This window comes from Synechococcus sp. MIT2312, assembly GCF_059772315.1.
Genome location: NZ_CM186281.1, coordinates 2,354,543 through 2,368,884 on the forward strand (window position 1 = coordinate 2,354,543; position 14,342 = coordinate 2,368,884).

The 14,342-nt window shown below is 58.1% G+C and carries 16 protein-coding genes; 10 read left to right on the top strand and 6 right to left on the bottom strand.

The genetic code is table 11. The features are described from left to right. The 6 genes from AC6EI9_RS12855 to AC6EI9_RS12880 form a co-directional block, all read right to left on the bottom strand. Positions 1–669, bottom strand: a complete 669-nt coding sequence (locus tag AC6EI9_RS12855; protein ID WP_498470075.1) for a cytochrome c biogenesis CcdA family protein — start codon at positions 667–669, stop codon at positions 1–3. An 85-nt stretch (positions 670–754) separates the two neighbouring features. Then, complete coding sequence (locus AC6EI9_RS12860; protein ID WP_498468110.1) at positions 755–2,023, bottom strand: FtsW/RodA/SpoVE family cell cycle protein; 1,269 nt, start codon at positions 2,021–2,023, stop codon at positions 755–757. Positions 2,024–2,133: 110 nt separating this feature from the next. Beyond that, a complete protein-coding gene (locus AC6EI9_RS12865) occupies positions 2,134–2,334 on the bottom strand; it encodes a phycobilisome linker polypeptide (protein ID WP_006851140.1) in 201 nt (66 codons plus the stop codon). 5 nt (positions 2,335–2,339) lie between these two features. Further along, complete coding sequence (gene apcB, locus AC6EI9_RS12870; protein ID WP_066910982.1) at positions 2,340–2,828, bottom strand: allophycocyanin subunit beta; 489 nt, start codon at positions 2,826–2,828, stop codon at positions 2,340–2,342. 39 nt (positions 2,829–2,867) lie between these two features. Beyond that, on the bottom strand, positions 2,868–3,353 hold the full coding sequence (gene apcA, locus AC6EI9_RS12875) for an allophycocyanin subunit alpha (RefSeq protein WP_067095786.1): 486 nt from the start codon (positions 3,351–3,353) through the stop codon (positions 2,868–2,870). Between the two features lie 412 nt (positions 3,354–3,765). Beyond that, on the bottom strand, positions 3,766–6,687 hold the full coding sequence (locus tag AC6EI9_RS12880) for a phycobilisome rod-core linker polypeptide (RefSeq protein WP_498468111.1): 2,922 nt from the start codon (positions 6,685–6,687) through the stop codon (positions 3,766–3,768). A 159-nt stretch (positions 6,688–6,846) separates the two neighbouring features. Here AC6EI9_RS12880 and AC6EI9_RS12885 point away from each other — a divergent pair, with 159 nt between their 5' ends. From AC6EI9_RS12885 to AC6EI9_RS12930, 10 genes are all read left to right on the top strand, one after another. Continuing rightward, positions 6,847–8,049, top strand: a complete 1,203-nt coding sequence (locus AC6EI9_RS12885; protein WP_498468112.1) for a class I SAM-dependent methyltransferase — start codon at positions 6,847–6,849, stop codon at positions 8,047–8,049. A 104-nt stretch (positions 8,050–8,153) separates the two neighbouring features. Then, complete coding sequence (locus AC6EI9_RS12890) at positions 8,154–8,489, top strand: hypothetical protein (protein ID WP_498470076.1); 336 nt, start codon at positions 8,154–8,156, stop codon at positions 8,487–8,489. Positions 8,490–8,514: 25 nt separating this feature from the next. Continuing rightward, on the top strand, positions 8,515–9,240 hold the full coding sequence (gene atpB, locus AC6EI9_RS12895) for a F0F1 ATP synthase subunit A (protein ID WP_498468113.1): 726 nt from the start codon (positions 8,515–8,517) through the stop codon (positions 9,238–9,240). Positions 9,241–9,409: 169 nt separating this feature from the next. Beyond that, positions 9,410–9,658 (top strand): ATP synthase F0 subunit C, encoded by a 249-nt coding sequence (gene atpE, locus AC6EI9_RS12900; protein ID WP_007098848.1) that lies wholly within the window; start codon positions 9,410–9,412, stop codon positions 9,656–9,658. Between the two features lie 89 nt (positions 9,659–9,747). Then, positions 9,748–10,215: a F0F1 ATP synthase subunit B' gene (locus AC6EI9_RS12905; protein ID WP_498468114.1), complete on the top strand. Its 468-nt coding sequence runs from the start codon at positions 9,748–9,750 to the stop codon at positions 10,213–10,215. After that, a complete protein-coding gene (locus AC6EI9_RS12910; protein ID WP_498468115.1) occupies positions 10,212–10,733 on the top strand; it encodes a F0F1 ATP synthase subunit B in 522 nt (173 codons plus the stop codon). The genes AC6EI9_RS12905 and AC6EI9_RS12910 overlap by 4 nt, the downstream gene beginning before the upstream one ends. Then, a complete protein-coding gene (gene atpH / locus AC6EI9_RS12915) occupies positions 10,733–11,281 on the top strand; it encodes an ATP synthase F1 subunit delta (protein WP_498468116.1) in 549 nt (182 codons plus the stop codon). The genes AC6EI9_RS12910 and atpH overlap by 1 nt, the downstream gene beginning before the upstream one ends. Positions 11,282–11,341: 60 nt before the next feature. Next, on the top strand, positions 11,342–12,862 hold the full coding sequence (gene atpA / locus AC6EI9_RS12920; RefSeq protein WP_067095805.1) for a F0F1 ATP synthase subunit alpha: 1,521 nt from the start codon (positions 11,342–11,344) through the stop codon (positions 12,860–12,862). Between the two features lie 11 nt (positions 12,863–12,873). After that, positions 12,874–13,824 (top strand): F0F1 ATP synthase subunit gamma, encoded by a 951-nt coding sequence (locus AC6EI9_RS12925; RefSeq protein ID WP_498468117.1) that lies wholly within the window; start codon positions 12,874–12,876, stop codon positions 13,822–13,824. A gap of 148 nt (positions 13,825–13,972) precedes the next feature. Beyond that, positions 13,973–14,308, top strand: a complete 336-nt coding sequence (locus AC6EI9_RS12930; protein WP_498468118.1) for a 2Fe-2S iron-sulfur cluster-binding protein — start codon at positions 13,973–13,975, stop codon at positions 14,306–14,308. Positions 14,309–14,342: the final 34 nt, after the last annotated feature.

A 14,342-nucleotide genomic window follows, 5' to 3' on the forward strand; every position in this document is an offset into this window, starting at 1 on the left:
TTAGACCAGCCTCGTCAGCAGGGTGAGCGTGCCGATCGTGAGCAGCACGACACCACTGATGCTGGGGATCCAGCGACTGATCGAGCGCATCGCCATGAGCTTGGGAAGGGATGCCGCCATGCTTCCAGCAAGCAGCAACGGCAGCACCTGGCCGATTCCGAAGCTGCTGAGATAAACCAGTCCTGTGATTGCGTTACCACTGCTGGCAATCCAGCCCAGCAGAACCGCCAAGACAGGAGTGGTGCAGGGAGAAGCCGCAAGGCCGAAGGCCAGGCCAGCGGCAATCGGTGCCAGCGGTGCTGGTACCTTGCGGCTCCAGGCATTGGGATCGGGGCCTGCCGGCAGGGGCAGTCGCACAACCCCCAGCAGGTTGAGCCCCATCACCACGGCCAGCAACGCCACCAGGGTGGGAATCAGGCCTGGCACCTGGCCGTAAATCCCACCCAGCAGTCCGCTCAGGCTTCCCAGCATCACCAGGGCCCCCACGATGCCTCCGCAGAAGGAAAGACTTCGCTGCCATCCAGGTTGATCGCTTTCAAATCCGGCCAGGTAGGCCAGCGTCACCGGCAGCAGCGACAGTGAGCACGGTCCAAGGCTGGTCAGGGCTCCCACGACCAGCACGGCACCAAGACTGAGCGCACCAGGCTGCTGGAGTGCATGGTTCAGCAGGTCTTCACCGCTTCGGGCCAGATCGGACAGTGCCAGGTCGAGGAAGGCGATGGTGAAGCCGGTTGAGAAAAACTCGGAATTCAGCCTATCGATCAGAGCGTGAAAGGCGTTGATCCGATGCCAGTCGTTGAGCTTGGCCGCGCCCACCGATCAATCCTGTGGATTCCAGAGAGCAGCGGATCAGAAGTCCAACGATCATCAAACTCGAAAGCAGTGAGTTGCCTCCATAGCTCACCAGCGGCAGTGGCAGTCCGGTGGTCGGCATTGCTCCGGAAGCCACGGCCACGTTCATCACCGACTGGCCCACCAGGAGTGCCGCGCAACCGATGGCAACGAGCCTGGCCTGATTGCTGCGGCATCGCAGGGCAACACGCAGTCCCAGATAGCCGATCAACATCAGAAAGAGAAGCAGCAGCAAGGAGCCCACCAGTCCGAATTCTTCGGCGTAGACCGCGAAGATGAAGTCGGTGCTCTGAATCGGCAGATATTGAAGTTTCTGGGTGGAGAGACCAAATCCCTGGCCAAAAACCCCGCCCGAGCCAATGGCCAGCAAGCTTTGAATGAGTTGATATCCATCACCCTGCGGATCCTTCCAGGGATTCAGAAAGGAGATCACGCGTAGACGTTGGTACTCGTTGATCAGGATGCTGGCGATGCCAAGCAGTGCTCCTCCGATGGCCGTTCCGAACAGCTGAAACAGCGGAAGTCCTGCTGAGAAGGCCATCAGCCAGATCAGAAGGCCGCTTAATGCAGCGGTGCTGAGGTTGGGCTGCTTGAGAATGAGCAGCACCAGAATCCCAAAACTGCTCAGCCAAAGCAGCTTCTGATCCAGCCCGGTCCGTTTCCAGTGTGCAAAGAGGTTTGCAGCTTGAAGCACCACAAACGGTTTCACGAGTTCGGAAGGCTGAATCTGAATCGGGCCGATCACCAGCCAGCGGCTGGCGCCGTTCACGGTGGTTCCCATCACCAGTGTCGCTGCGATCAACAGGCAGCCAATCCAGAGTGCTGGCCCCGCCCATTTCAACCAGCGCCGCAAATTGATCGATGCGGTGAACGACATCAGGCTCCAGCTGGCTGCCATCCACACCAGCTGCCTTTTGACGTAATAAGCCCCTTCCCCTTGTTCACGTGCTGCGACCCACCAGCTGGCTGACGCGAGCACCAGCAGGCCTGCCAGGCTCCAAATGGCCGTGAGTGTCAGCAACAGCCGAGCTTCCGCAGGCCAGAGCGACCAGTCGAGCGGCAGATAACGCTCCCAGAAAGGCTTGGATTCAGGAGCAGCCTTCCGCTGTTCCCGCAGGGTGCCCTGACGTGAGGATCGACTCCTTCTGGAGATCACGGTGGGGCTGCTCAAAACGTTCTGAGGTGTTGCATGTATTGAGCCGTCCTTAGGGAGGTTTGCCAAGGGAGCTCAACAAAAAACCCGACCAGAGGCCGGGTTTGAACACACCTTTGCGTTGGATTTCAGTTGCCGACGTTGACCTGTTGCCCGCCGGTGCAGAGCTCCACCTTGATGATGCGTCCACCCTGCTTCTGGATGCGCTGTTGTTCAGCGAACCAGCTGTCGTAGGGAACCCACTTGGTGAAGAAGGTGTTCTGCAATTCGCGCTGCGTCCGAACCTTCTCAGGGCTGGGGATGCAGGCGGTGACTTTGAACAACCGCATGGGGCTCAGTTGCCGAGACCGGAACAGATGTAGTCGAAGTACACACCCATTTCCTTGCCGGCGTCAGGACCGACCAGGGAGGCGGTGACCTCCTTCATGGCCTGAATCGCCTGAACCGTCGCTCCGATGGGGACTCCCAGGGAGTTGTAGGTCTCTTTCAGGCCGTTCAGGACACGCTCGTCAAGAATGGAGGTGTCGCCAGCGAGCATGGCGTAGGTGGAGTAACGCAGGTAGTAATCCAGATCGCGGATGCAGGCTGCGTAACGGCGGGTGGTGTACATGTTGCCGCCTGGACGGGTGATGTCCGAGTAGAGCAGCGCTTTGGCAACAGCGTCGCGGATGATGGCGGAAGCGTTCGCACTGATGGTTGCGGCAGCCTTCACGCGCAGCTCACCGCTGGCGAAGTAGCTCTCGAGGTTGCTCATGGATGCCGTATCCAGGTAGAGACCTTGGACGTCGGACTTGTTGATGACGTTGGTGATCGCGTCTTGCATGGACTCAGGAGTGACGTGAAGGGGCGTTGGTTCCGGTGATCAGGCGAGAGCGCCCACCACGTAGTCGAAGTAGAAGCCGGCTTCCTCGGCATCAGCACCACTAAGGATGCCCATTGCCACGGTTTTCATCTCACGAACGGCTTCTGCCATGGCCTCGAGGGGGGTGCCGAGGGATCGGTAAAGCTCACGGGCTCCGATCACTCCGATCTCCTCGATCGGGGTCACGTCACCAGCGACCACGCCGTAGGTCACAAGACGGAGGTAGTAATCCATGTCCCGCAGACATGTTGCTGTCATGGCTTCTCCGTAGGCATTGCCTCCGGGAGAGATGACATCAGGACGCTTCTGAAAGAGCTGTCCGCCTGCAGTCTTGACGATGCGTTCACGGCTCTCGCTGAGAACCTGAGCGACTCGCAGGCGACGTTGGCCTCCGCTGACGAACGCCTTGATCTGGTCCAGTTCTCCTGGACTCAGATAGCGGGCTTCGGCGTCCGCGTTGATGATCGAGTTGGAGACGATGCTCATGCAGTTCTACCTCGAAGCAAGCAGCCACCCGTAGGAGGCCGATATCCGGTGAGTGGTGTGGTGATCTCAATTGAGATCGTGAAGCAGCTTAAGGGCCGCAGTGCCTCGAATCGCGGAGATCCGAGCCGGAATGCCATCAGATGTTGTATCTGTTGATCTTCCGTTGTGGGATAGATGCCCCTCGCAAGGCCAGGGACAGATATTCCTCTTTAATTCTCAGGCAGCGAACTGGAGAGTCTGTGTCCCGGTAACAGATCTTCATTGCCAGTGTGCCCCGCTCTGTTTGAACTTCTAGCTGTTTTTTTAAGTTCTTTTTTATAAACAGCCATCACAAACTATGAGGGCTTAATCACTCCGGCCCTTGTGTTAATTAATGATCTTTGACGGAAATACTCTCTTTTGAACGGAATGTTCAGAGAGCTTCATCGGGTCGTGGGGTCAGACCAGCGTTGCCGCCGTAGAGGCTTGCCGTTCGAGTGATGGTTGACTGCGGCACACCGCCACGTGAGCTCAGTGTGCTGAGCCCAGGCACATCCGAAGGCTCAGAGCCGATTTCGGCGCGGAGTTCCAGCAGATTGCGCACGGCAGTCGGTTGGCCAGAGGCAGCTCTCACCTGTAGGAAGCGGCTGGTCTCCGATGGGGTGGAGGCTCTGCCAAGAAGAGCGATGCTCGCTGCGGTGGCAGCACGAAGTGGTGCCATCCGCGAGAGTCGATCCTGGAAGGGCTCGCTCAGTGCAACTGATTCGACGAAGCCATCGAGATCAATCTGCCCATCTCTCAGCAGCGACTCCGCTGTGATCAGGCGCTCTGTCTCCAGTGGCACGCGATTCAACAGTTGTCGGTAAGTCGCATCAAGGATTTCGCGCAGCTCGGATTCACTGGACACCCGGGCGAGGGATGCCTGGGTGGGAAGTCCTTCGCGTCGCTTGTAACCACTGGCATCGCCGAGAGGAAGTGCCGCCTGAAGCCCAGCTTGTCCACGGTTGGACTGGGTTGGACGGGACAGCTGGTTCAGCGTGGCGGCGGAACCGGATGAGCGCCGAAGCATGAAAGCGGCCAGCTGTTCCGGGGGTGTGAAGCCGCTGATGTCGGCTGTCCACTTTCCACCGAAGCGGCTGCGCTGACTCTGGTCAGCGATATTTCTCTTGGTGACGTCACCGGTCGTTCGGAGTGCTTCGCGACGGATCGCTTCGGGCCGTGGAGCCATCGACACGTTGACTCTGGCCCCGATCGAGGGATCCAATGCCCTGCGTAATCCGGGAGCACGTCGCGTGGTCAGGTCCTTGGGGGTAATAAAGCGTTCGTATGGCACGGTGTCTTCACCGAAGCAGTCGCTGTAGTCCTTGCTGTCGATCAAGGCGTCGACCAAACCGTAAAACCCACGGCGAGCTGCAGTGTCGAAGAGTGCATCAATTTCCCAGCGACCGAAGGTGGGCCTGCCCAGGAGACGGCGATGCATCACTTCGATGGACTTGGCGATGTAGAGGCCTTCCCAGTAGCGACGGCGGAAGGCATCCGAGCGAGCCACGCCACGAATGAAGTCGCGGAGGCTGATGTCTCCGTTTTCCAGACGGGCTTCCTGGGAGTTGAGGCGTTCTCCTTCGTAGCCCGAGTTGCCAAGCACCTGGATGTACACGGCTTTGATGACCGCCTGGGTGGAGGATTCGGTGTTGCGGACACTCGGTTGGCCGCCGCGACGTGGAAGCGCTGAGCCGCCTGTGGAGATCTGCTGGAGTCGAACCACTCGCGGTCCCACCTTGCGCGGGCGACTTCCCCGGAACTGGGGACTGTCCATTTGTCCGGGTTGCGCCATGCCATTGCTCACCAGCAGGCGGCGGGTGTCGTAGCTGAAGGGTGCTGGCCGCGTCGCCACCGAAGCGGTGTCCGAAGGGAAGATCGCTCCGTACTGATTGCCGACCGGATCATTGCCGCCGCCGTAAACATGCTGATCGGCGAGAGGCTGCCGGTAAGAGGCATAAAGAGTGACGTATTGGGGTGCTCCCTCGAAGGGTGCACTGAAGCGGAACAAACGACGGTTTGAGCCCCAGCCGGCACTCTCCTGTGCCTCTTCACCCAAATCGCGCAAGTAAGGAACAGTCTCCTCACCGAAAGTCTGCGCATATTCGCTGCTGTTCACGATCACATCAATCAGACCGTTCAGGCCCTGATCGCTGACGATGGAAAAGGCTTTGCGGAATTCCTCGAGCGAGCTGACGCCGCGTCCAAGGAAATGGCGGTAGGCCAGTTCCACCACTCGGCTGTTGACGAAGGGTCCGTAGAACTGATTCCGGTATTCCTTGCTTCGGCCCAGGGCGCGGATGAATTCCCGCATCGAAATCTTGCCCTGCACCAGCTGGCTGGCTTCTGAACGACAGGGAGTCTGGGAATAGCCCTTGGCAATGTCGCGTTCAAAGACCTGTCTGTAGGCGGCTCGAATGATTTCTGCTTTCTCCGCTCCGGACAGGCCAGGGCGCATTTCGAAACGCTGTGCTGATTCGGATGCCAGGGCGTAGATCGCTGGCAGCTGAAGCCCTTGGCTGACACGGCTGCCGAGCTTCTGTTTCGTGGAAGGCGTCGCAATGGCGAGTTCCTTCAGGAGCACGTTGAAGCAGTCGATGGTGAGTCGGCGGGCCTCTGGGCGCTCGCGAAGCAGCTCTGCACAGGCTCCTCGCATCTCCTGAAGGGCCACATTGGTGGCGGTCAGAGAACAGTTCTTGAGCAGGATGTCGCGCAGTCCGCGTGTGTTCACCGCAAGGATGCTCGGGTCTCCGGCCACCAATGCGTAGCCCACGTAGCGAAGAAACCAGCCCAGGTCGCGCACTGATTTGCGCATGAATGCAGGGCCATACTTGGCCACGCTGATGGCGGTGAAACCAGTCGGCAGAACGACGCGCACATCCGCATCGCCACCGCCGACATCAAGAAGCCGGGTGAAGAAATTGCCGCGTTTGGTGATGCCGCTGTCACCTGTGAAGGTGCGCACGGATTGCTCGAAGGCGGCCTGGTCAGCCGCCAGCGGGGCGGCATCGACCGCCTGGGCCTGAGCCCGGGACACCTCACCTGTGCTGAGTGGCGCTTCGAGGAACGAGAGCGGAGTTCCTCCGACGAAAATCCTGTTGGCCGCGCGGGCAACAATCGATTCGGCGTTGCTGGCGATGATCTTTGAGGCCTCCAGACGGTCATTGCCGCTGCGGAAGAACGTGATCAGCGTGTCGAGTTCGCCCCCGTCAGGGAAACGGTCCTGTTGTTCCGCCTGACGAACGCTGGAGAGCGGCAGGGTGTCGAACAGCTGAGGGGAAACCCTTGGGCTGCCGCTGCTGGCGGTCACGGTCATGAACGGGAGCAAGCCGGATTCGGCCACGTTACGGCTCGTGCTGAGAGCTCTCGAACAGGCATGAACAAATGTTTGCAGGGGGTGCTCCCTCAGACCTGTTTTCTATGCCCACCCTGAAATGGTTCAGACCGAATAATGGGATCGGAAACCGACGCGCCGATGAACCCCAAGCCCTCGGATGCCGCCACCCCTGTGGTGAGCGACTTCTATGACCGGTTCCCATATCCGGGGGATCCTCTTCAGGACGGACCGCCTCCCGGCTACAACTGGCGCTGGTGCCATGAAAGCGTTCTGGCAGCAGTGCATGGTGCAGTGCCGCCGCACGCTGATCCAGCGGCTTCTCTACGGATTCTCGATGCGGGTTGTGGGACAGGCGTCAGCACTGATTACCTCTGTCACCTCAATCCAGGAGCGCAGATCCTGGCAGTCGATATCAGTGCGGGAGCTCTCGAAGTCGCCCGTGAACGCCTGAAGCGATCCGGTGCAGCGGCTCAGGTGGAAGCGTTGCGTCAGGAGCAGCGCAGTCTCCTCGATCTGAAGGGTGAGGGACCCTTCGACTACATCAATTCCGTAGGCGTTCTGCATCACCTGCGCGAGCCGTTGGCCGGCTTGAAGGCTCTGAGTTCGCTCTTGGCGGACACAGGATTGATCCATTTGTTTCTCTACGCCGATGGGGGACGTTGGGAGATTCACCGAACCCAGAGCGCGTTGTGCCGATTGGGTGCCGGTAGCGGATCCGAAGGTCTGCGTCTGGGCCGTGAACTCTTTCAGGTTCTGCCTGAGGGCAATCGTCTGCGTCAGAACTATGAGCAGCGTTGGCTGATCGATACCGCTGCCGATTCGAATTTCGCTGATATGTATCTCCATCCGCAGGAGACCAGTTACGACCTCAGGCGCCTGTTCGGCTTGATCGAAGCCGCCGGACTTCAGTTCGCCGGCTTCTCGAACCCCGCCGTCTGGGATCTGAGCCGTTTGCTCTCAGGTGAACTGCTGGAGCGTGCAGCCATGCTTCCTGAGCGTGAACAGTGGCTGCTGGTTGAGGACCTCGATCCCGAGATCAGTCATTTCGAGTTCTTTGTGGCCAAACGACCCGTGCAATCCAATCGCTGGGAGGACGATTCAGCCTTGCTCCAGGCGACTGGTCGACGACAGTCGTGTTTGTGGGGTTGGCCTTCCCCCAGCCTTCTGGGTCCCGATCTGGAGCCGATCGCTCTCACGGCATCCGAGCTGGCACTGCTTGAAGCTGTTGAGCGCCAGCCCAAAACAGCTTTGGGTGAGCTCAATTTCGGGCCTGAGACCGTTTCAGTTGCAAGAGGACTCTTGTTGCGCCGGCTGCTGCTTCTGGAAGCTTGCAGAACCTGAGCGGGAGAAAACGCGTGATAGATTCCGCGCGCTTCCTCAGGCACTGTTTGCTGGCTAACGACCCCACAGAATCACCCGCGGCATCCGTTGCGATCGATTCTGGAATGGCCGATTACGCCAGACTTCAACAACGCCTGATGCTGGCCACTCTGGCGGTTTCACTGGTTGCGGTTCTTGTCGCACTGGTTGGTTTCGACGCCATGGTTGCCCGCAGCCTGTTGGTGGGTTCTTGCGCTGGTGTTCTCTACCTGCGCCTCCTCGCCCGCAGCGTGGCTCGGCTCGGCGGAGGTTCCCGTCAAGTGGGTCGGTTTCAGCTGGTTGTGCCTGTGCTGCTCGTTGTTGGAGCGGCCAAGTTCCCTCAGCTTGAGATCCTTCCTGCTTTCATCGGCTTCCTTCTCTATAAACCCGCCTTGATTCTTCAGACCGTCATTGACGGCTGAGCTCGCGCATCCCCTTCTGCATTCAATGGCTTTGCTGCCTTTCACACTGCCTTTCGCTGAACTGGAGGTTGGGAACCATCTGTACTGGCAGATCGGCAACCTCAATCTGCATGGCCAGGTCTTTCTGAGTTCCTGGATCCTGATCGGCGCACTCCTTGCTCTCGTCCTTGTTGGCACGCGCAATCTGGATCGCGACCCAAGGGGTGTGCAGAACCTGCTCGAATTCCTCTGGGATTATCTGCGTGATCTCGCTCGTGACCAGATCGGAGAAAAATATTATCGAGAGTGGCTGCCCTTCATCGGGACCCTGTTTCTGTTCATTTTTGTGAGCAACTGGGGTGGTGCACTGATTCCTTGGAAAGTTTTTGAACTTCCTGAAGGTGAACTGGGTGCCCCTACGGCAGACATCAACACCACCGTTGCGATGGCTCTGCTCGTGTCTCTCGCCTACTTCTATGCGGGTCTGAGCAAAAAGGGACTGAGGTTTTTTGAGCTCTATGTAGAGCCAACTCCGATCATGCTTCCCTTCAAGATCATTGAGGAGTTCACAAAACCTCTTTCACTGTCTTTCCGACTCTTCGGAAACATCCTGGCTGATGAACTTGCGGTTGGAGTTCTTGTTTATCTGGTTCCTTTAATCGTTCCTCTGCCTGTGATGCTGCTTGGACTGTTCACCAGTGCGATCCAGGCTCTGATTTTTGCAACTCTGGCCGCCTTTTATATCGGCGAAGGTCTGCATGAACACCACTAGGTGACAAATGCTCGCCGTTAAGGCGATCTGCTAAACACTTCTGCGCGTAGGTCCGACGCTCATGACTCGGGCCCGCTCTCTTGCAACAGAGAGTGTCCCTGCGCAGGGGGAACCAATCCCCACTTCATTTGCTCAGCGCTACGGCGCACCCCCCCCCAACGCTCTCAACATGGATTCCATTACTTCCGCAGCTTCCGTCGTTGCTGCTGGCCTGGCTGTTGGCCTGGCGGCTATCGGCCCTGGTATCGGTCAGGGCAGCGCTTCCCAAGGTGCTGTTGAAGGTATTGCCCGCCAGCCTGAAGCTGAAGGCAAGATCCGCGGCACCCTGCTGCTTTCTCTGGCATTCATGGAGTCGCTGACGATCTACGGCCTGGTTGTGGCTCTGGTGCTTCTGTTCGCCAACCCCTTCGCCGGTTGATCCATCCCCTGGGAGCTCCATCGTGTGACGGCAGCTCCCAGGTGTGATCATTCTTCTCTTCATCAGCTTTTCCTCAGCGCTCCTCTTTCATGACCTGGCTTCTGCTTGCTGAAGCAGCGGTGCCGGAGGGAGGTCTTTTTGACCTCGATGCCACCTTGCCTTTAATGGCTGTTCAGGTGGTTCTCCTGACCTTCCTGCTCAATTCCCTCTTCTTCCGGCCGGTCGGCAAGGTCGTGGAAGATCGTGAGGGTTACATCTCCACGAGCCTTGCTGATGCCAAGCAAAAGCTTGAGCAAGTCCAGCGTCTTGAGGCTGAACTCACTGAACAACTCCGAGGTGCTCGCCAGGCCGCTCAGGCCGCGATCCTCGAAGCTGAGCAGGAGGTCGACAATCTGTATCGCGAAGCCATCGCGACAACCGAAGCCGACGCCAATCGCACGAGAGAAAAAGCCCGTCGTGAGATCGAGGCACAGCGAGAGCAGGCTCAGTCTCAGCTGATGGGCAAGGTCGATGAGTTCAGCTCAAAGATCATTCAACGTCTGCTGGCTGTTTCATGATGTCTCCTCTCACCTTGTTTGCTGCAGAGGGTGGTTTCGCGATCAACCTCAATCCCCTTGAGACAAACCTGATCAATCTGGTCATTGTCATTGGGTTGCTTGTTTATTTTCTCAAGGGACTGCTTGGCGGCATTCTTGAGCGGCGTCGTGAATCGATTCTCAAGGAATTGAACGATGCTGAAAACCGGCTTAAAACTGCCACCACCGAGCTGAGCAAGGCGCAGGCCGAACTCGGTTCCGCCAAAGAAAAAGCTGAGAAGATTCGGGCCGATGGCAAAGCCAGGGCTCAAGCCATCCGTACTGACGGTGAGCAGCGCACCATTGAGGCAATGGCTGCTCTGAAGCAGGATGCCCTTGCTGACCTGAATGCTGAAGGTGCTCGTCTGACCGAGCAGCTTCGGCGCGACGCTGCTCTGGCCGCCATCGACAAAGTGATGGCCGATCTGCCCGGACGACTCGATGCTTCGGCTCAAGCCCGTCTCATCGACGCCTCCATCAACAATCTGGAGGATGCCTGATGCCCCTTCTCAATACCTTGGCCACCCCATACGCCGAAGCGTTGTTGCAGGTGACCAATGCTCGCAATGAGTCTGATGACGTGGCAACCCAGTGCAAGGAGCTCATTGCTCTCTGGGACAGCAGTGAGTCACTGCGTGATGCCATGACCTCCCCGGTTCTGGAGCCAACGGCCAAGAAGAAAGCCCTTGAGCAGCTCCTGAGCGAGCAGATTCAGCCTTCATTGCTGAATCTGCTCAAGGTCCTGGCCGATCGCTACCGCCTCACCGCTTTTGATGCCGTCCTGGGTCGGTATCTCGAGCTTTACCGCGAATCCCGCAAGATTTCGCTGGCCCATGTCCGTTCGGCTCAGGCCCTGACCGATACTCAGAAGGCTTCTCTGACCGCCAAGGTTCAGTCCATGGTCGGCAGCGGGTCCGTTGAGATTGACCTCACCATCGATCCGACCTTGATTGGCGGCTTCGTGATCAATGTGGGCTCTCAAGTCATCGACGCTAGTCTTTCCGGCCAAGTACGGCGACTCGGTCTCTCGCTTGCCAAGGCGGGCTGATCGTTTCTTTCTTCACCCTTCAGATTTTCCTTTTACTCCCCGTCAAAGGGTTTACCAGCCATGGTTTCCATCCGTCCCGACGAGATCAGCGCGATTCTCAAACAGCAGATCGAGGACTACGACAAGTCTGTTTCTGTCAGCAACGTTGGTTCTGTCCTGCAGGTGGGTGATGGAATCGCCCGCGTTTACGGCCTTCAAGAGGTGATGGCCGGCGAACTCGTTGAATTTGAAGATGGCACTGAAGGCATTGCCCTCAATCTCGAGGATGACAACGTCGGCGCCGTGCTGATGGGTGAAGGCCTCGGCATTCAGGAGGGCAGCACCGTCCGTGCAACCGGCAAGATCGCTTCGGTTCCTGTTGGCGATGCTCTGCTGGGTCGAGTCGTTAATTCCCTTGGAGTTCCTCTCGACGGCAAAGGTGATCTCGCAACAACTGAGACCCGTCTGATTGAGTCTCCCGCTCCTGGCATCATCCAGCGCAAGTCGGTGCATGAGCCCATGCAGACCGGAATCACCGCCATCGACGCGATGATTCCGATTGGTCGCGGCCAGCGTGAGCTGATCATTGGTGACCGCCAGACCGGCAAGTCTGCTATCGCGATCGACACCATCCTGAATCAGGCCGATCAGGACGTGATCTGTGTGTACGTCGCCATCGGTCAGAAAGCTGCAAACGTCGCCCAGGTGACGGAGGTTCTGCGAGAGCGCGGTGCACTCGATTACACGGTGATCGTTGCTGCTAACGCTTCCGATCCCGCTGCTCTGCAATATCTCGCTCCCTACACGGGTGCTTCGATTGCTGAAGCCTTCATGTACAAGGGCAAGGCCACCCTGGTCATTTACGACGACCTCTCCAAGCAAGCCCAGGCTTACCGCCAGATGTCGCTGCTGCTCCGTCGTCCGCCCGGACGTGAGGCCTACCCCGGCGACGTGTTCTATTGCCACAGCCGTTTGCTTGAGAGAGCGGCGAAGCTTTCCGATGCCATGGGCAAGGGATCGATGACAGCTCTGCCGATTATTGAGACCCAGGCTGGTGATGTTTCGGCCTACATCCCCACCAACGTGATTTCGATCACCGACGGTCAGGTGTTCCTCAGCTCTGATTTGTTCAACTCGGGTCTGCGTCCTGCCATCAACGTGGGTATCTCAGTGAGCCGGGTTGGTGGTGCTGCACAAACCAAGGCCATCAAGAAAATCGCCGGCACCCTCAAGCTTGAGCTCGCTCAGTTTGATGAACTGGCTGCGTTCTCGCAGTTCGCTTCCGATCTTGATGCGGCAACGCAGAAACAGCTCGGGCGCGGCAAGCGTCTGCGTGAGCTTCTCAAGCAGCCTCAGTTCAGCCCACTGATCCTGGCTGAGCAGGTCGCCATTGTTTATGCAGGTGTTAAGGGTCTGATTGATGATGTCCCCGAGGATCAGGTGGTTCAGTTCTCCCGGGAGCTCCGCGAGTACCTGAAGAGCAACAAGCCTGAGTTCATCAAGAAGGTTCAGGACGAGAAGGTGCTCAGCCCCGAGGCGGAAACCATTCTCAAGGAGGCTATTTCCGAGGTCACCTCCACCATGTTGGCTTCCGCCAACTGAGGCCCTGAGACATGGCAAATCTGAAGGAGATCCGAGATCGGATCAAATCTGTCAAGAACACCCGCAAGATCACTGAGGCCATGCGTCTCGTGGCCGCGGCCAAGGTTCGGCGTGCTCAGGAGCAAGTCCTGCGCAGTCGCCCATTCGCGGACCGGCTCGCCCGTTTGCTTGAAAACCTCCAGGCCCGCATGCGTTTCGAAGATGCCGATGCTCCTCTTCTCGAGCAGCGCAACGTCGAGACCATCACCCTTGTCGCCGTCACTGGCGACCGAGGTCTCTGTGGTGGCTACAACGCGAACATCATCAAACGCACTGAGACGCGTTTCGCTGAGCTTCAGGGCAAGGGCTACAAGGTTGATCTGGTCTTGATCGGTCGTAAAGCCATCAGTTATTTCACGAATCGGAGCTACCCCATCCAGGCCACCTTCACTGGTCTTGAACAGGTCCCGACAGCTGATGAAGCCGGATCGATCGCCAATGAGGTGTTCGCGGAGTTTCTCTCCGAGAGCACCGATCGTGTTGAGATCATCTACACCAAGTTCATCAACCTGGTGAGCTGCAATCCTGTTGTTCAGACTCTGCTTCCCCTTGATCCTCAGGGGATCGCGGAGGCTGATGACGAGATTTTCCGCCTCACGACCAAAGACGGAGAGCTGCGGGTTGAATCGGGCGCAGGGCCTGCCAATTCTCAGCCCCAGCTCCCATCGGACATTGTGTTCGAGCAGAGTCCAGACCAGCTGCTCAATGCTCTTCTGCCCCTTTATCTGCAGAACCAGCTGCTGAGATCTCTGCAGGAGGCTGCTGCCTCTGAGCTGGCAAGCCGGATGATGGCGATGAACAATGCCAGCGATAACGCCAAGGCTCTCGCCAAGACACTCACCCTTGATTACAACAAGGCTCGTCAGGCGGCGATCACGCAGGAAATTCTTGAGGTTGTGGGTGGCGCCGCTGCAATGGCTTGATCCGCTGGCGGACTGATGCCTAATCTCTGTTCGATTTCCAGCCGGCCATGAGGTCGGCTTTTTTTTTGTGCTGATGCAGAGACGCTGAGGATGATTCAGGCGACCTCTACGCTGTGCAGAAGCCATCGTTGGAAGTGTTCCAGGAAAGATGAGCGACACCGCTTCAGCTGTTTATGCCATCACCCTTGAGCTTGATGGCCAGCAACACCATTTTCAGTGCCGTGACAATCAGACCGTGTTGTCCGCTGCGGAAGAGGCCGAAGTGCCCGTGCCCAGTTCCTGTTGTGCGGGAGTCTGCACCACCTGTGCTGCACGTATCCAAGAGGGTGAGGTTCACCAGCCTGATGCGATGGGGGTCAAGGAGGATCTGCGCAACGAGGGCTTCGCTCTTCTCTGTGTTTCCTTCCCTCGTAGTGACCTGATGGCGGTGGCCGGTCAGGAGGATGCTCTTTATCAGGCTCAGTTCGGTCAGTATCAGAGCTGATTGTTCAACAGGGTTCTGTTCATCTCTCAGCAGG